This window comes from Citrobacter sp. Cb041 (assembly GCF_030336655.1).
Classification (GTDB): Bacteria; Pseudomonadota; Gammaproteobacteria; order Enterobacterales; family Enterobacteriaceae; genus Citrobacter; species Citrobacter braakii.
This window is the reverse complement of record NZ_JAOWDD010000028.1, coordinates 677,365-694,481: the sequence shown is the minus strand read 5'-3', so window position 1 is coordinate 694,481 and position 17,117 is coordinate 677,365. Positions and strand designations below refer to the sequence as shown.

15 protein-coding genes are annotated in these 17,117 nt (G+C 36.2%); 4 read left to right on the top strand and 11 right to left on the bottom strand.

The window, feature by feature from the left end:
- Nucleotides 1–19 precede the first annotated feature (19 nt).
- The 8 genes from OGV52_RS05785 to OGV52_RS05750 are packed head-to-tail and all read right to left on the bottom strand — an operon-like array spanning nt 20 to nt 10,240.
- Nucleotides 20–3,154 carry a tail fiber domain-containing protein gene (locus OGV52_RS05785; protein WP_287108219.1) on the bottom strand — a complete coding sequence of 1,045 codons (3,135 nt, stop codon included), beginning with the start codon at nt 3,152–3,154 and terminating at the stop codon, nt 20–22.
- A gap of 9 nt (nt 3,155–3,163) precedes the next feature.
- Nucleotides 3,164–3,559, bottom strand: coding sequence for a hypothetical protein (locus tag OGV52_RS05780; protein ID WP_089669743.1), 396 nt, complete (start codon nt 3,557–3,559; stop codon nt 3,164–3,166).
- Between the two features lies 1 nt (nt 3,560).
- Nucleotides 3,561–3,878, bottom strand: coding sequence for a hypothetical protein (locus tag OGV52_RS05775; protein WP_089669745.1), 318 nt, complete (start codon nt 3,876–3,878; stop codon nt 3,561–3,563).
- Between the two features lie 7 nt (nt 3,879–3,885).
- Nucleotides 3,886–5,838: a phage major capsid protein gene (locus tag OGV52_RS05770; protein WP_089669747.1), complete on the bottom strand. Its 1,953-nt coding sequence runs from the start codon at nt 5,836–5,838 to the stop codon at nt 3,886–3,888.
- Nucleotides 5,780–7,300, bottom strand: coding sequence for a phage portal protein (locus OGV52_RS05765; protein ID WP_287108218.1), 1,521 nt, complete (start codon nt 7,298–7,300; stop codon nt 5,780–5,782). Before OGV52_RS05765 ends, OGV52_RS05770 begins: the two co-directional genes overlap by 59 nt.
- Entirely contained in the window at nt 7,300–7,848 is a 549-nt protein-coding gene (locus OGV52_RS05760; RefSeq protein WP_089669751.1) for a hypothetical protein, read from the bottom strand. The genes OGV52_RS05765 and OGV52_RS05760 overlap by 1 nt, the downstream gene beginning before the upstream one ends.
- A 9-nt stretch (nt 7,849–7,857) precedes the next feature.
- Nucleotides 7,858–9,675 (bottom strand): terminase gpA endonuclease subunit, encoded by a 1,818-nt coding sequence (locus tag OGV52_RS05755; protein ID WP_244566468.1) that lies wholly within the window; start codon nt 9,673–9,675, stop codon nt 7,858–7,860.
- A 22-nt stretch (nt 9,676–9,697) separates the two neighbouring features.
- Nucleotides 9,698–10,240: a hypothetical protein gene (locus tag OGV52_RS05750; RefSeq protein ID WP_089669755.1), complete on the bottom strand. Its 543-nt coding sequence runs from the start codon at nt 10,238–10,240 to the stop codon at nt 9,698–9,700.
- A gap of 30 nt (nt 10,241–10,270) precedes the next feature.
- Between OGV52_RS05750 and OGV52_RS05745 the strand changes: the two genes are divergently transcribed.
- The 4 genes from OGV52_RS05745 to OGV52_RS05730 all read left to right on the top strand — a co-directional run bounded on the left by OGV52_RS05745 (nt 10,271) and on the right by OGV52_RS05730 (nt 14,609).
- Nucleotides 10,271–10,831 carry a hypothetical protein gene (locus OGV52_RS05745; RefSeq protein WP_089669757.1) on the top strand — a complete coding sequence of 187 codons (561 nt, stop codon included), beginning with the start codon at nt 10,271–10,273 and terminating at the stop codon, nt 10,829–10,831.
- A gap of 347 nt (nt 10,832–11,178) precedes the next feature.
- A complete protein-coding gene (locus OGV52_RS05740) occupies nt 11,179–12,999 on the top strand; it encodes an ATP-dependent nuclease (protein ID WP_089669759.1) in 1,821 nt (606 codons plus the stop codon).
- A 104-nt stretch (nt 13,000–13,103) separates the two neighbouring features.
- Nucleotides 13,104–13,727 (top strand): hypothetical protein, encoded by a 624-nt coding sequence (locus OGV52_RS05735; protein ID WP_089669761.1) that lies wholly within the window; start codon nt 13,104–13,106, stop codon nt 13,725–13,727.
- Nucleotides 13,728–13,898: 171 nt separating this feature from the next.
- Nucleotides 13,899–14,609 (top strand): hypothetical protein, encoded by a 711-nt coding sequence (locus OGV52_RS05730; RefSeq protein ID WP_157903992.1) that lies wholly within the window; start codon nt 13,899–13,901, stop codon nt 14,607–14,609.
- A gap of 45 nt (nt 14,610–14,654) precedes the next feature.
- On the opposite strand, the gene OGV52_RS05725 is transcribed toward OGV52_RS05730, so the two are convergent.
- The 3 genes from OGV52_RS05725 to OGV52_RS05715 form a co-directional block, all read right to left on the bottom strand.
- On the bottom strand, nt 14,655–15,050 hold the full coding sequence (locus OGV52_RS05725; protein WP_089669765.1) for a hypothetical protein: 396 nt from the start codon (nt 15,048–15,050) through the stop codon (nt 14,655–14,657).
- 744 nt (nt 15,051–15,794) lie between these two features.
- Nucleotides 15,795–16,268: a hypothetical protein gene (locus OGV52_RS05720; protein ID WP_287108212.1), complete on the bottom strand. Its 474-nt coding sequence runs from the start codon at nt 16,266–16,268 to the stop codon at nt 15,795–15,797.
- A 74-nt stretch (nt 16,269–16,342) separates the two neighbouring features.
- On the bottom strand, nt 16,343–16,828 hold the full coding sequence (locus tag OGV52_RS05715) for a hypothetical protein (protein ID WP_089669771.1): 486 nt from the start codon (nt 16,826–16,828) through the stop codon (nt 16,343–16,345).
- Between the last annotated feature and the right edge of the window lie 289 nt (nt 16,829–17,117).

Sequence of the window (17,117 nt, the reverse complement as noted above, 5' to 3'; positions counted from 1 at the left end):
CCTGTCACCCCGATTGTATTTATTTATTTAGAAGTGATTGTACTAATGCTTTTAGTTCATCAATTTGGGATTGTTGATCTTTAATAGTATTACGCATTTCATCTAGTTCATTAGTTGGAATGGTAATAGAATCAACTTTATCGTTTAGTTCTTTAACAGAGTTAATTACAAGTGCCTGTAAAGCATATGATGAAACACCAAGAATCTTGTCATCACCAACTGATGAAACTGCTTCCGGTAATACCTTCTGTACTTCCTGTGCAATTACACCTGCTTCATGAGTAGTGAAAGTATGTTCATTCGGTTCCAAATCGCTACGCTTATCATATGTGTAACCAGTGATTTGTTTTAGTTTATCTAGTGATCCGGTGATGGGTTCAATATTAGATTTTAATCGTTTATCGGAAGTACTTAACCAGTTTGAAGCGGAGTTAACACCATCTGAACCGAAAATACATCTCGCATTGCCAGTTACAATACTTGTATACCAAATACCGGAAGTAGGATAATAAACCTGCATCGCCGCTACGTGGTTAGTACCCCAATGTGTACATTTCCATATTGTACTAATCATTCCCACACGTGGCATCTCTACAAGTAAGCCTGATGCTTGATCTCTCCAACCATCCCAGAAATCTACACCATCTACTTTTCCACGTACTAGAGCGTTTTCGCCGCCAGATCTACCATTACCAGTTAAGTACAATCCACTACTAGCTGCTGGGGTTGAACTTGTAATAGGCTTTGTAGTAGTAAATCCACTTGTAGTAAAAGTACAGAAGTTTGCCCCATCGGTATAAACATCAAGTACACCGTCACTACGCTGTGCAAATCCGGTATCATGATCTCCAATCGCAATAGATCTTGCTCCTAACCCTTGTGCATCGCCGGGTGTGCCAACTGACATACGATCTACTACTGCTAATGTGCCTGTACGAGTTTTACCCGAAATATCGATGGTGGAAATACCAGAAACTGTACCATTAGAATAGAATTGGTAATATGCGTTTTGGTTGGTTGTGCCATCACTTGCGTGTAGTGTAAGTTTTGGTATTCCATCTGATTGAATTTCTGTGTACATACGACCTAATGCACGCACACCAGAAGATGTATTATATAATGTACTTGCGATGATACCACCGTTATATAATGTTGCATCACTCCATGTATCAGCAAATACACCACCAAAGTTAGCATTTTGTATTTTACCCAATCCAAGATTATTACGAGCACCATTTACATCTAATGCACCTGTACCACCATTGTTAATAGGTAGAGCAATGCGAGCACCTGAACTTAAATTCATTGCACCCCATGTACCATCCATTACAAATAGACCGACATTAGAAGTACCATTACCACGTATAAAAGTACCGTTATCTTGTTGTTGTAGTCTTTCGATACCTAAGTTTGCTCTAGCAGATTGTTGATCCCATCCCCCCGTACCACCCTGATTTATACCTAGTGGAATATATGATTGGGAAGTTTCATTATAACCACCCCATGTACCACCATCATTTACGATAATTGATTTAGTACGATCACCAGACGTAATACTTGTAGTTACACCAAATTGATTTAGACGGTCCACCTGTAAATTAACTTTCGCGGTTGATACATCGTTTGCTGACGTGCCGCCCTGTTGAATACCAAGAGGTATAAATGAGTTTGCTTGAGTATTCCACATACCCCATGAAGAGTTATTAATTGTAAAATATTTTAACTTATCGGGTGATTGTATATATGTTTCACTGGTGGATTGATTGTAACAATCCAATTGTAGGTTAATTCTAGCACCTGCTGGGCTATTACTTCCCGTACCGCCACCAGTTACAACCAATGGAATACTATTACCATTACTATCTGCTACACGCCATGAACCATCATTAGCTAAACGGAATGAGTTTGAACCATCTGGACTATATAAGACGTTAAAAGCACTACTAGCCGTGTTTGAATTGCATTGTAATCCTTGTACCAATAAGTTAGTACGGGCTGCTCCTACATCGGACAAATCACTTAGATTACTTGCCGTTTTTAGATAGCGTGTATCACTTTCAGTTTTTGAAATTAGATCAAGATTAATACGGGCTTGTAATGCCGTACTCGCATTAGTACCGCCATTTGCAATTGGCACAATATCAAATGTACCTGCGGCCTTAACTCCCAATGCTGAACGTGCATCTGTGGCGTTCTTACTACCTGTACCACCATTTGCCACACTCAAAGGTTGACCCAATGTTAGATTATCGGCCTGTGCTGTACCTAGTGTGGAGTTATTAACGGTAATACTATCACCATTAATACTTTCAGTTACTGTAAGTGATTTACCACTAATACCATTACTTGATGTTAATGAGTCTACATAGATCCCTTTAATGAAAGTCTTAGTACCGTCAATTGATTGATCACCTGTTAATGCTACATATTTTGAATCACCCAAATTACTTGTTAGGATTCGAGTCCATGCCGTTGTTTGGTTTTTTGCATAGATAGCGAGTGATCCGCTTTTAGTCATGGCAATAGAACTAAATGTATTACCATCAATAAGACCTACACCCATCATATCTACACTAACGGGATTACCGATCTGATCTGCGGGAACCTTAATAAAACTATTTCCCGTTGGGGTTAATGGTTCATATTGGGGTACGTCCACACCATTACTACCAACACCATATGAACCTTCATATAGTTCTACACTTGCAAGTGCGGTAGCGTCACGTACAATCATTTCTGTAGGGGTAAATGTATATGTTTTCTGTACTACAGAATCTTTATCACCACTTAATGCGGCTGCTGAAATTCGTCCATTCATTAGTGAATAGTCTAATGTCCCTTCACTATGGCGACGAATAAGGATTAATTGAAATTCCTTTTGTGTTTCGGTCGCTTCATCTAAAAATGTATGAGTGTAGTCGCCAGGAATATAGTTAACAGTAATTTCAACTGGATCTACATTCTGTTCACCCGCTAATTGTTCTACATACTCACTATTATATGTTTCAACCTGAGCCATTGCCGCTGCAATATGTAATGTTGGCATAGCGGCAATTTCGCTAATTTGTTCATTACCTGCGTTCTGTGGTAGTCGGTTTGCCGTATCTTCATTATAGAAAATTTTTAATCCATTACCCGTATAAATGTTAGCCATCGTTCATCCTTATTGTTTCTGCGTTGCTACAATATTTATGGAGAACGAAAGGGAAACATAACCAGTTGTAGGATCTGTTACTAACTCGCCACTATCAAATGCATATGAAATTAGTGTTACATTATTAGTTTTGAATTCCTTTAATGTAGTATTTTGGAAGTACTCCATAATTACAGAAAATGTATCTGCTGGAGGTGTACTATCTGCTTCCGGTACTAGTAGAAATTCAAAGTTGAATGTTCCCGTTTGGCGATTAGTACCGTAATTAGTTAAACCATAACTTTGATTTACCGATACCAAGATAAACATTTCCTTACCCGCTTGAATTTTCATTGCTTTACGGATTGGTTGAATGTTCTCTAAACTGTTTTTTATTGTTTTCTTTACGTCACTGAGTAAGGCCATGTTAACCCCCAAAGTTATTAATTACAGTTGGGCGTACATATACTTCAGTAACTCCACTCAAATCATCATAGATGTTATAAACTGTATAATTGATATTTCTTACTTTTACGATTGAATCTATTTCAATTCCATGTGTAGTTACTTCCACTGACTTCATTGAAATAAATGTTTCTGTACTTTCTATTAGTCCTTCTGTGCCGCTATCAATGACAACGGGGCGAACATCTACTATGCCCGTAAATGTCGCCCCGTTAATTGAGATAGTTTCACCAAAGGCATCTAGAAATACATCTGTTTGTTTATCACTAAATGCCCTCATAAAAGTATTACGCTAGTTTCATTACATAAAATGCTTCGTCATGTGCTACGGCATGATCAATATATGCAAAGGTACGTAGTACAATACCTTGACTTGCACGTAGGGAAGTATCATCACGGTCAATAGTTAGGCCACCCCAAGATGCGAGTACAACATTACTAAAGTCCCCAAAGATTACTTGACCTGCTGCAACTTGAGTAGATTCGATAACGCGTACAGAATCACATAGCCATGCTTCAAAGCGAAAACCTTCAATCATATATTTTGCTGCGGTATTCGCACCAACTAAAGTACTACGTAGAATAGCTGCGGTAGTTGGGTGTACAATTGCAACTACAGAATCTACACGTACATTAGCTGCTGCTAGTTTACCTAGTGCATTTTGTACATCTTCTTGTGAAGGTGCTGCGGTTAGTGTGTCACTTGGTGCTGATGCAACGATTTGATCTAGGATTTTCTTTTCTAGTTTTAGACCTGCACCACGTACCATAGCATCTTGTACAAAACGCTCTGCGGTATCTGCACTCTTAATTAGAGTACGGGTTAGTGGAACGGAACCGGAAAAAGTTTTTGGTGAAAGCGTTAATTTTTCAAAGTTTGCATCTACTTCTGGAGAATTAGCTCCTTCAGCGATGAAATCAAACATTGCTGTAAAGTCGCTGGATAGTTTAGGTAGTACTAGATTACCTTCACCCTCTAGACCGGAATAAGTTTGAATTGGTAGTTGTGCGAAAATAGAGTTTGCACGTAGTACATCAATATAAGAATCTACATATACTTCTTTAACCAATGCACCGCCAGTAGCTGGAGCGGTAGAAGTTGCACGTACTAGTTGATTTACTGGAACGTCTACACGTTGCCCTTCAAATGGTTTACCTTCAGCGGCTGAACGAATTAGACCATTAATTACAGATTTTTCCATTTTGTTATCCTTAACGTTAGGAGATTTATTATTATTTGTATTTAGTGAACGTTTGAATTCAGATACGCTAATTCCTTTAGCGATTGCTTCTGATACATCCACATTAAGTACATGACCAATTGAAGTTAATTCACGCTTACGCTCTTTTTCGGCGTTATCTTCCATATCTTCGGGATGTTCTGCTTTCCCGTCGGCATCTTCGAATTCGCCCACATCACGTTTATCTTCTACTTCTACTGGATCGGTACTATTTAGTTGATCGGGTTCGATACCCGCTTGTAGTTTCTTTAAAAGATCTGGACGTTTAGAAATTAGTTCTTCTAACTCACCATCACTTAGTTCAATGTTAGCTACGCCACCATTTTCATCATTATCAACAATTAGAGTTTCTTTAATGTCGTATGATTCATTATCTAGGCGGGTTTCTTCCATGCCCTCTTGTTCTTCCATGAGTCTTTCCTCTTCAATAGTATTCTCATTACTATTTAGTGATTCATCTTCATGGGCTTCTTCTAATTCTTCCTCTAGTACATCACGCATTTGATCATCACAACCAAATGCACGACCAATACCTACTGTTTCATCTGCGGGTACAGTTACTAGGGAGATTTCATAAATTTCAAAGTTAGTAACGATAATATTGTTACCGTCCATGCGGTAATCATAGATGTTATAGCCAATACTAATATGAGATAGAATTCCTTCCTGAATCATTCCCCACATGGTATTACCAAGACCTACATTACTAATTTTTAGTGTTGCACGTCCTACGCGATCCGAATCCATACGGGCTTCAACTACTGCCCCAAGTAATTTGTCTCGGTCATGATTGAAAAGTACAGCACCTTTATTATTAAGTCGGCGTAGGTCTACGTTTTCTTCACCACACAAGAGAATTTCATAATATAATTCATCATCGATCATGCGGCTTACAGGTTGTTCTGAACAAAAAGCTACTTCAATAGTACGGGCATCTTCATTAATTGCCCTTACTGGAATAGTCAGTTCCCTCTTTTGTTTGAGTTTCTTCAAATCCATTTGAATCTTCTTCCTTATTTGTTTGTTTTTCTTTTTCTATTTCCTCTAAGATCACGCGTGGATCTCCACCCATTTCACTAATAATCTGAGTTTTAGATTTTAGTCCTGCATCTAGTAGCATAATTTCAGCCTGAATATCCTTTGTAGGATCTAGGGAAATTGGTTTTACTGGAATATAACGAGCACAAACAAGATCATCGAAATCAGAAAAAGATAGATTAAGACTATTGTTATTTAGCATTTCATTCTTCATCCAGGCTAGATAGATTGGTTTTAGTACTTTACTGATTAGTACATTAGTACGGGTTCTAAAGGTTGTGGCTTGTAGGCGTTCTGCCAACTTTGCAGCACTAAATGAAGCATCGGCAGTAGATCCCATTAGGGATTGCTTAGTAACATTCAAGCCCATTGAAATTTGATCCATTAGTTCACTTGTAAATTCACCTATACGATCTACACCCGCTTGTGGGTTTACAGTCTTAATATCTTGGTTTTTACCAAGTTCATACACTGCACCCGCTTCAAGATATTCCGTATATGTTGCCGTTGAATTCTCTTCACCAGCTACTAACTCTACTTGGTCTGTATCATTATTATTATTCGTAATATATGCAGTGGTTGACGCTGAGACACGTTTAGCAATTAATGCCGCTTCAGTGAAATTCTTTAGATCTTCCATAGTCTTGCTTGTACTAATCATGTCTGGAATTCCGCGTTCCTGTCCCATTTGTTGAGGAATGAAATAATGACAAATCTCACTAGCCGGAATAATTTCAAATGCCGTTGCATCATACGTATATGTAATTGGGTTATAGATACAGAAATAGTAATTTACTGGTTTATGATTTTGGTCAAATTCAATACCATTACTGATATAGTTGCCATTATCTAGCCATTGGTTATTAAGTTGTGTTAGTCGTGCGGCATCAATAATTTCAAGTTTAATAGTACCGTTAACGTTATGAATACGTATAAAACATTCACCATCCTGTACACGTACTTTCTCTACAGTTTGTTGGAAAATATCAAAGGTTAATTGTCCATCAAGACTAAAACGATCCGCATCATATGCCCAACGATCAAAACGTTTTTCAAGTTTATTACTTAGTTCCTGTAGTTGATCTTCATCCATTGATTCTACAGTTGGGGAAGGTTTTACATAAACACCTTCAGCACCTATAACGCCATCCACTGATAGATTCATATATTTAGAACCCAATGGATTCTTTAGAATTGCTTCACGTGATGAATTACGCCAATCACTAAGGAACCAACGGATCAAGTTATTGATATTTTGTGAACCTGTACCAGACGTAAAGCCAAATGAAATTACGGGAGTACTCATACCGCGTACCGCCTGTAAATCTCGTTTTAGGTTTGCCGATGGTTTATCTATTAAACGTTTCTTACTTGCTTGTGGTTTGATTTGTACAGGTTCGGTTTTTGCTTTTCTCCAAAACATTATCGTGTTCCCCATCTATTAGGATAATTAGGATCACGAAAAACGGTTACAGATTTAAACGGCTTACCATTTCCATTTACGGGCTGATCGTTCATACTAGCCCATAATGCATTTGCACGTTTAATATAACGGATACGCATATTTTCTAGGTTAGTAAGTGTCTCACTAATTAGTGTTTTATTATTAATTGTTGTTGAATATACGCCACCACCAGCTATTTTAGTTTCAATAACTTCATCAAGTTCCTTAATCATTGATATTAGTTTTGAGTATTCTGTAGTGTACTTACTTGGATCAATTAGTTCTGATACAAAATTAGTACTAGTACCCTTTGCGTTATCAAATAGAATGCAAAATACCTTATCACTCGGACCATCAATTTTAAATGTGATTAGTGTTGCTTCCGATGTGGTACTAAAATTATCAATTGATGTACTATTACCGCTGTTTAGATAATTAACTACAAGGGTAGAATGTGGCGGCATCATTACATGAAAATCATATGGGTTCATAGTCATATAGATTTTCTCTGGTAAAATATTTGCCATTTTATTTCCTTATTTGCCGAACCATCCTGTACCGCCAGTTCTGCGTACCGTCCTTTTTGGGGGTGCTTTAATCTGTGATTTTAGTTCTGGTTCTGGTTTGGTTTCTTCTTTATTTATCACTGGCTGTACTTGCATTTGCTCTTTAGTTGATGCCCTAAATTCTCTAAGTTTTCTATATGGCTGGTGTGTACCTAATTTACTTACTGCATACTCACGTGCAATTAAAGAATACACAAAGCAGTCCAATGCCTCGTTTCTTTTTTGACCTTGTTTAAGTCGCCATTGTAATTTACCACCACGTGGTTTTAGTTCTTCGGCGGTTAATTGATCAAAGTAATCATGGGGTAGTGAACTACTAAAATGTAATTGCGTTGGTGCTAAATCTGGTTCATCACTTAACATATGGTTTAGTAGCTTACGTATTGTTAACTTGCCTTCATGAACATTTAGGATCTGTAGTTTATAACCAGCTTCAGTAGACTTTTTGAATAATGGTGATGTGGTAGAACTACTACCCTTGATTGGGTGATACTTCGCCCAACGTCCTGTGAAGCGTTTAACCGTTTCCGTGGCGTTACCGTTCGATGAATCCACAAATACCGCTAGCGTTGGAATGGTGCGGCCTGATGGGGTTTTAAAATCCTGTCTACAGAATTTATCTAGTTCATTCCATGCAGGTGCTTCAATCTTAGTACAGTCATGTGAATAGAAAAATTCATGACCAAGTACCCATACATTCTTTTCATCAAAGGCAATTACAGTAGATTCTAATCTATCTAATTGTTGGTCTGTGGCAATACAAATTCCTAATGCTTCTGGAATATTATGTAAGTTAAATGAATCATCGCGTGTCTGTTCTAACTGAATGATATCAATTTCTTTTTCATATTCGTTTTCATAAACTTCACCTAGTTCATTGTTATAGAAAGTTTGAAGATTAAACGAGTACAATGCATCGGCGTACTTACTTACCATTTCTTCAATAGTATTAAGGGGGCTAATCATACGGCTACATTGAAAACCTACTACGCCCTTTTCACCATTTGGATTAGTGGCAATCCATCGCCCCTTGTTTACCATCTGGTGTCTTGTATGTTCATCGATTTCTTTATTACAATGAGGACACATTAACTTAGCAGTAGTTGAATCTGGAATAGCTCTACCATTCTCTAATTGTTTAAATTGAAACTTAACTTGTTCCCATTCAAATTTATATTCATGACCACATGAATGTGTAACGAACCAATAGCGTTTATCACTTAGGTTGAATTCTGAGTTAATTAGATCATTCTTATATAGTGGAGTACTCGCAACTACAATTAACGCGTCCTCTCCGAATGTGGAAGTTCTAGCCTCACAAAGTTTAATTGGGTTTCCTTCTGCACCTATTTCCACATTTGATACTTCATCAAGTAGAACTGTACTACACGTAATCCCTCTAAGGTTTCCGGGTGTGTTAAGGTTCAGCCAATAGATAAAAGTACCGTTTTGTAGTTGTGTCTGTTTGGCGTTATTAGCGGCATTCTTATCTGCTTTATCAGTGACGAGGGAAGAGAGTACAGGAGAACTTTCAACTACTGGCATGAATTTACCAAGTCTAAATTTTTTGATTTCATCTGCTGAGCTTGAAGCAAATGCAAAGTTTGCGGGGTCATTTGACATTTTGTTCATGGCTATTGCCGTCATGACCTGTGTCTTCAAAAGTTGACTACATGCCTGAATTACGATCTTCTTAGTGCTTCTTTCCTGTGCAATATCCATAGGCAAGCACTGAAAGGGAAATGGGACAAAATCTAACCCCATATTAGGCCCATCCACCAGCTTCATCACACCGCCAGTTTTAATCCAATCACTGGTTCTCTGTATCTTCGGGGGTTTGATCGTCGGTAGTACTTTCTGTAGTAATGTCGTTAGTTTCTTCTTGTTCTTGTTCATCTAATATTTCTTCATCCTCTGGTAATTCAAATTCCATTTCACCCAATTGATAAAGATGCGTGTCTATTACTTCCTTTAATCGGTCGCGTAAATCTTTCGCGTCAGTCATTGCAAATAGTTCTAGATAAATCTTATTGGGGATACTTCGAATAGTAGTTTTTATTTGATATAGATATGCGGTTAGTACTTGTTCCACGTATTCTGTATTCAAAACATGCTCTAACTTTTCCTGTAATTCCAATTCTGCTAATTGTCTTTCGGTAGTTAGCTTTTGTAATCGTTCCTGTTCAATCTGTTCTTTGATGTTAGTATTACGGAGTGGTTTTAAAATATTCTCCACAATCCACTTTCTTGTGTTATAATCCGTATCCATTGGCATTCCTTTTAATACCCAAGAACGCACAGTTGATTCATCATATCCATATTGTTTTGCTAAAGTTCTAAGTGATGTTTTCATTTATCATCCTTTATTTATTGAGAGTTAATAATGCACGACCGTAAAATGGATTTTGAGCTTGTTATTAATTTATTAAATAGTTTCCTTAAAAATAAAGACATAAGAAAAAGATTACATTACATTGTTGATAATAGAATTAATGATTGGGAAAAATGGCTTCAAATAGAATTTGAACAATTTATTGCAGCCAAAAGATTTCAAGTAAAGCGGGAAGTGACTGCTTATCTCGACCCATTTTTATTCCCACAGAATAGGCTTTCAAAAGTAGACATTATTCTTTGTCAAAACAAATCACTTAACGATGGTTTTATATTTATTGAATTTAAATGTACTAAGAGCATCGCAGCACTGAAGAGAGGTTTAGAACACGATAAGTTAAAAATACAATCCATCATTGACTGTGAATATAAAATCCGCAATTCTTTTTTTGTTGGTTTCCATTTAAATTGTAAACCTACAGAGATTGATAAAATGGATACATATGTTACTGAAATACTAAAAGGATCTTATGCTGTATTCAAGATTTGCCCCTGCCCCGCCAATCACAACTGTAATTGCACTAATAATGAAATTGGGGTAGTACTTTGTTAAGTGCGGTGCGGGTATGCATTTATTTTTCATATATATGTAAATTAATGCGTGGGCGAAAACTCGCGAATTATCCAGTGTCTAAGAGGAACCTAGATTAATCTCATTATTAATGTATTTACTATCATGCCAATTGGCATTTCTGTAATTTAAAGTTAGTTAATCACTATTTTATAAAACTACAGAATTCATGATGTTAATGTTTACAAATTGATAATCCATGTAAATTATTATCAACATAATAATATCTACTTTTGAAATGAACACACATCACATTTTTAATAAAAGTTAGTGCTTTATTTTTCGGCTCATGCTATTAATCACTTACCTTTCATACTGTGATTTTAAAAATGAAACTAATTCGCATTGATATACAAAACTTTAGAGGTATATCCTCTGCCTCTATAAACCTTGAAAATTTCACAACTTTAATTGGTTCGAACAATATTGGAAAATCTACAATCCTAAAAGCTATTAAAATTCTCGTAGATACCACAAACCCTACATCCGAAGATTGGCCATATCGTACTGCTAGTACTGATGAAATGGTCATTACTGGTATTTTTTCTGATATTCAAGATACTGAACGAGCCAAACCCGCTATTTCTAATCTAGTTCATGAAGGGAAACTCAGTATTAGAGTTAGAACAAAATGGGATCATGACAATGATTGCATGGGTATTCCTACTTATGAAGCATTTTACAGCAAAGAAAATATCGAGGACTATACAACAGCTATAACCGCTGCAAGACATATTCCGTGGTTATTAGAAATTATTAATGAACTTGATTGTAATAATGCTAAAAGCTACAAGGATATGCAAAGTGACGTTATTGGATTGATTAAGCAAAGATATCCTGAAAAAGTTTCTTCTTCTCTGTGTTGGACTTCTGATGGTATAAATTTCAAAAACAGTCTTCAACAAGCCTTACCCCATGTATTATATATACCAGCTTGTTTCAAAATTGAGGATGACCTTAAATCACAAAAGGGTACTCCTTTTGGATTCTTATTTTCCAATAGAGTTTATCCAGTTCTACAGTCAGATCCATCTTTTACGCAATATACTTCCTCACTTGACCTATTACACAAGAAAATGAAAGGGGAAGTTGATGGTGAAGTAATTGAAGGGCTGCATGAATTAATGGAATCTATTACTGAGTCCCTTAATCAGGTAATGGATTTGAAATCCAAAGTAAAATTAAGCCTAACGGAAATTGATATTAATGCAGCGTTAATGAAAGCGGCAACATTAGTCATTGAAGATAAACTTGAAACACAACTAGAATATCAAGGTAGCGGAGTTCAGCGAGCACTAGCTTATGCTTTGCTAGAATCTAATGCATTATTCGAAGTAACCGCTTCTCAAAGATCAACAATTATTCTCTATGAAGAGCCTGAGCTATATATCCATCCACATTTAATGAGATTATTGAGAGATAAACTTAGAGAGAAATCGACAAATTCTGCCTGTCAAGTTATCGTTAGTACACATTCGCCATTCTTAATCGATATTGCAGAAAACCCATCATCTCTGAAATTGATTAAGGATACGTATGAGGGTACTAGGACAGTTCATGAAATAGATGATAGCATTTTCCATGTCGATGAATCTTATGATGAAAGGGAAATGCTACGAGCCGCATTAGATTTCCATCCTACTGTCTGTGAAGCATTTTTTGCTAAAAGAGTTATTGTAGTTGAGGGAGATACAGAGGTTGCAATACTCCGATTTGCTTCAGAGTTATGTGACAAATTTGGAATATCTACAGAATTAGTAAAAGATACCACAATCGTTTCAGCGGGTGGCAAATGGACAATTCCTGCGATAGCAAGAATTCTATCAAAACTTAATATTCCATTTAAAGTCGTTCATGATACTGATAGAAAAGGAATGACTGAAGATCAAATTAGTCAAATATCGGCGATCAATGCTTATCGTGCAAATGCTAAAATTGAAAGTATAGTTGGTACTGATAGAGTGTTTCGTGTAGATGATACATTTGAGCATTTACTATGGGACCCTATAATCGATGGGAATGCTCCATCAGATGGAGGTAAACCTTTCAATGCTTGGAAACGAGTACGAGCATATTTAGATGGTACAATTACTTTAAATACAATATGTGAAACCAAACTAAAATCAGTAATTCAATTTATTTATGAATAATAGTTGCTACCTGCCAGTTTAAACACTGGCAGTTTTTTTAAACATCAATAGTGCTTTGATGAAATTTTATTAACATAATCAAGAAATACAGAATATAATTTACCATGAAAAAACTAATTAACATTCTCATACTTATAACGATATTACTTGTAATAGTAGAAGTTGTACTTCTCATCAAAATTCTGTTATCTGATATAAAAGGTTTTGAGTGGATAAGTACCTTTGCTGCAATCGGTGGAACAACAGCCTCATTTGGAACTTTATATATTGCTTGGCTCGCATACAGAAATGCACCGAAATGGTTTCATACCAAGCAAAATGAAGAAGGTTTCAATCTTGTAACAGATATTATGGGAGAGTATGATTTACAAGTTTTAAATATTCAAAGGATTTACTTTGATGTAATATCTATTAATACAACAGATCCAAAGTTCGACATACTAACTAACAAAATTATCACTCATATTTATGAGACATTCCAGTTATCCTCAAAACTTACATCACTTGGCAGATGGAAGATATCATATCCACCAAGTATGAAAGATTCTTTTGATCGACTATCTGGATTTTATAACCAAGCCTTTGGAATATTGATGTTTAAAAAAACGACTGGTAATACGTACCCTGATGAAATGATTACAATAATTGATGATTTAAAAAAAAGGATATTGAGTGATTCCACAGAGCTAAAAGGTAATATAGAATCTCTTTTTGCATTTAATAAATGATTTTAGTATGTCTGTTTATTAGTGTATAGATGCACACCCCACTCACCCCAATAAACAAACCTACCCAATGTGAGGGGGTGTGCATCCAAAGTGTACATTATAGAGGCTTTCATGGTAAAGTGAAAGTACTCCTTATCTGGTTCTATCTTCGTTATAATTCGGATAATAAAAATGAATATAAAAAAATGGAATACAGCTTTGCTCACGGCAGTTCTTTTTCTATTAATTATAAGCATTCTTATCTTTATAAAAATTTTATTTTTAAATAGTCCTTCATTCGAGTGGGGGAGTTTTACTGACTGGCTTAGCTCGTTATCGAGCATAATTACTTTGGCTTTTGCTTTTTATGTTTATTCCCGTTGGAAAAAAGATAGGTATAGAGAAGATGCCTACGCCCTACAAAAGAAAATAATAACACAGCACTTTCCTAAAATATTTATGATCGCTGATGAGCTAGACTTTAGACTTGTAAACTTCCAGTTTAGAATTAATGGACATAATCATTATCTAAAAGATTCTGTTTTAGATTCAATGCAAACATACTTTATTGACACTATTACAGAATTGGAAATAACCTCTCAACAATTACAAACCGATATCAATGTGATAAAATTATTTCGTTATAAGCCCACATCTGAATTTGAAAAAATATGTATTGCAACTACAAGAGTCATTGAATTAATTATTCAATGCATCAAAAACCTAATAGGGAACTTGAGTGGTCTAAAAATGTCTGAATTTGAGCATTTAAGACGAAAGATGTATGATGGCTTCAATGGAATGATTCCTTTAACATCCGAAAAAATAAAAATTTTATCGGATGCAAAAAACTACATTTTTGCTAGCAATCGAGATTTAAATACATTATTCACTAATTTCTAAGGTAACATAATGGATATGAATCCTATAATAAAAATATTTTTAAAACTATTGTACCTTGCCGGGCTTTTTTGTTTTCTTCGGTTTAGGGTTTAGTACAGTGTCCAGTAGTTCCACGGTCATTTCCTGGTTGTTACTATAGAATGCATCCAGTAGCAGTCCTGCAATCTTCTTTTGGTGGGATAAGGGATCTACCAGTGAGTTCTGAAATAGTTCTTCTTCTGTCATATGGTGCTGTGTGATCTCTTCACCTGCCCCGTAAATCTTGCCGTAGGCGTTACGTGTGGCGTTCTGGTGACGGGCAATACGTACCCATGAGTTACCAGTTATTAGCCTTCCATAGTGCGTAGTATCGCCTTGTAGTTGGGCTTGTTGCTCTAGTCCATCCACTTCATATTGTACTTTGAAATTTCGTTTATTGTTGTTGATTACTGTGTATTTCATTGTAATTCCTTTTTCATAGCCCTCTATAAAAATTAGATGTTGCTCTTATTGAATATTTATTATTGAGGTGTGCGGTTGTAGGTCTTTTCCCCTTAGTACGTTTATAGTCGCATATATAGTCCTGTATGACTTCCTTTAGTGCCTCCCCTACTGGTGGAGTATCACTAAGGAGGGATTTCTTCGGCTTGTTATAAAGTCCGTTTGGCTTCATCCCACATGCTTTATTGGCTTTTCGTATTTGTTCCCATGTACTCATAGTAATTCCTCTAGTTGTGCCTTTCGGCGGTTTATTTTGTGACCGTTCCCACTTCGCGGGGCTGCGTGTCCACTTCAAGAGACTTTGAATAATCTATTGAGTAGTAATTCTTGATAGTTGGTACTTCCAATCAATTATTTGTTAATACTTTTATTGTCTGAGCGAAAGCGAGTAGGAACGGGCGTTCTTTCGAGTACTCACGAGAAAAACGCAAGTTATACTCTTATTTTGTTTTTAAGGGGTAATAGTGAGGAAGCAAAGCGACGAGCTATTACCCCTGAATAACATAATATGACGTATGGAATATTATGTTATTCATCTTTCCAACAAATGGATAAGATTATTATATTAAGTCGGAAAGATGCCCTTTTACACCCCTAAAACGGGAAAAAATGGCTGTTCTTGGTTATTATTTGTACTAAAAATGGCTAGTTTTACTACCATCTTTCCAACAAAGGAATCCCCCCATCAAACTGTCGGAAAGATGGTTATAAGCCGTTAATGTAGCTTTTGATAGTACCTAAACTTGTTCCATCGTTTAGCATTTGACGTAATTTGACCTTTTCCCATTTGTTTATCTGTCGTGCATCACCATCAAGAACATACTTAATCGTTACACCATGATTATATGCCTCTAAAAGCTCCTGTGCGGCCTGTGTAGCGATTCTTTTATATTGGTATATCTGAGTCTTCTTTAGTGGCTGTTTCATCACGTCGCCACTCTGACGGCGTGTATTGATGTTATGCTCTACTTCCGCATAACCTAATATTGGGCATTGAATAATTAGATTTAGTATTTCTTTACGACCTACCTTAGTTCTGCTTGTTGAACCTTCGAATTCTTTTTGTATTGCCCCATCTATGATTGCTATTGCTTCATTGGTGAATTGGTTGATGTACTTGTAACCTTTCAAAATTGATCTTAGATCTGCGTTATCATAAAACTGTTTCTTTCCTGCCATGATAAATATCCTTATAGTATGTTGTGATATTATAGTTAACTGCCCTTAGTATTCCTGTACTAAGGGCTTTTTGTTTATAAGTAAGGTTTTAATGCTTCTACAAGGCGTTTATAAGCGTATTGATTTTTAATACTACTATATCGTTGTAAAAGCTCCTGCAAACGTTCCCTACGTAGTTCTAGGTAGTATTGGTGTGCACCCGCTGCGGTATCACTAGATCCTCTCTGTACGGTCTTACCGTCGATACGCATTTGACCATAAAACTTATTATATCTGTCATCAAAGTACACACCCTTATAGCCGTGAATAGATGAAGAACTACGGAATAGAGCATTTATTTCATGTGGAACCATCAAACATGTAGAAGATGAATAACACTTATTAGTTCCGCTTAGTATATCCTTGTCAATTTCCCATCCTTCAACATAGTTTTGTTCCATCCACTCTTTGAATGGTTCGAAAGATACCCAATCGCCAATAGTGGTATGTTTATATGCTTCATTATTTTTTACACGAGCCACTATATTGTTATAACGTTGTTTTAGTTGTTTGTTGTCCATAATCAAATCCTTTTGAACATGTACTAACGATCCATGTTAGTACGGTAATAATACTTTTTACGATAGTATCAAACGTTACTCATTGTTTAGAATAATAAAACTGTTTAGTACATACTGTATTGCTTGGTTCATATTCTTCACCTTACCGTCGTCTACTAACTTCTGTAGATATTCTTCCTGTAGTGGATTAATGCGTACTCCTATAGATCTTGTTTCCTTTGCCATGTATTTTCCTTTTGTGCACGATTTTTCATAAATTTAAAGTGAGAATAACCCCATGAATAACATG

Coding starts and splice junctions, on each gene's coding strand:
- OGV52_RS05765 (WP_287108218.1), bottom strand. CDS start 7,300: ATGTTTTGGAGAAAAGCAAAAACCGAACCTGTACAAATCAAACCACAA.
- OGV52_RS05750 (WP_089669755.1), bottom strand. CDS start 10,240: ATGAAAACATCACTTAGAACTTTAGCAAAACAATATGGATATGATGAA.
- OGV52_RS05745 (WP_089669757.1), top strand. CDS start 10,271: ATGCACGACCGTAAAATGGATTTTGAGCTTGTTATTAATTTATTAAAT.
- OGV52_RS05715 (WP_089669771.1), bottom strand. CDS start 16,828: ATGGACAACAAACAACTAAAACAACGTTATAACAATATAGTGGCTCGT.
- OGV52_RS05760 (WP_089669751.1), bottom strand. CDS start 7,848: ATGGCAAATATTTTACCAGAGAAAATCTATATGACTATGAACCCATAT.
- OGV52_RS05740 (WP_089669759.1), top strand. CDS start 11,179: ATGAAACTAATTCGCATTGATATACAAAACTTTAGAGGTATATCCTCT.
- OGV52_RS05725 (WP_089669765.1), bottom strand. CDS start 15,050: ATGAAATACACAGTAATCAACAACAATAAACGAAATTTCAAAGTACAA.
- OGV52_RS05755 (WP_244566468.1), bottom strand. CDS start 9,675: ATGAAGCTGGTGGATGGGCCTAATATGGGGTTAGATTTTGTCCCATTT.
- OGV52_RS05785 (WP_287108219.1), bottom strand. CDS start 3,154: ATGGCTAACATTTATACGGGTAATGGATTAAAAATTTTCTATAATGAA.
- OGV52_RS05775 (WP_089669745.1), bottom strand. CDS start 3,878: ATGAGGGCATTTAGTGATAAACAAACAGATGTATTTCTAGATGCCTTT.
- OGV52_RS05780 (WP_089669743.1), bottom strand. CDS start 3,559: ATGGCCTTACTCAGTGACGTAAAGAAAACAATAAAAAACAGTTTAGAG.
- OGV52_RS05770 (WP_089669747.1), bottom strand. CDS start 5,838: ATGGATTTGAAGAAACTCAAACAAAAGAGGGAACTGACTATTCCAGTA.
- OGV52_RS05730 (WP_157903992.1), top strand. CDS start 13,899: ATGAATATAAAAAAATGGAATACAGCTTTGCTCACGGCAGTTCTTTTT.
- OGV52_RS05720 (WP_287108212.1), bottom strand. CDS start 16,268: ATGGCAGGAAAGAAACAGTTTTATGATAACGCAGATCTAAGATCAATT.
- OGV52_RS05735 (WP_089669761.1), top strand. CDS start 13,104: ATGAAAAAACTAATTAACATTCTCATACTTATAACGATATTACTTGTA.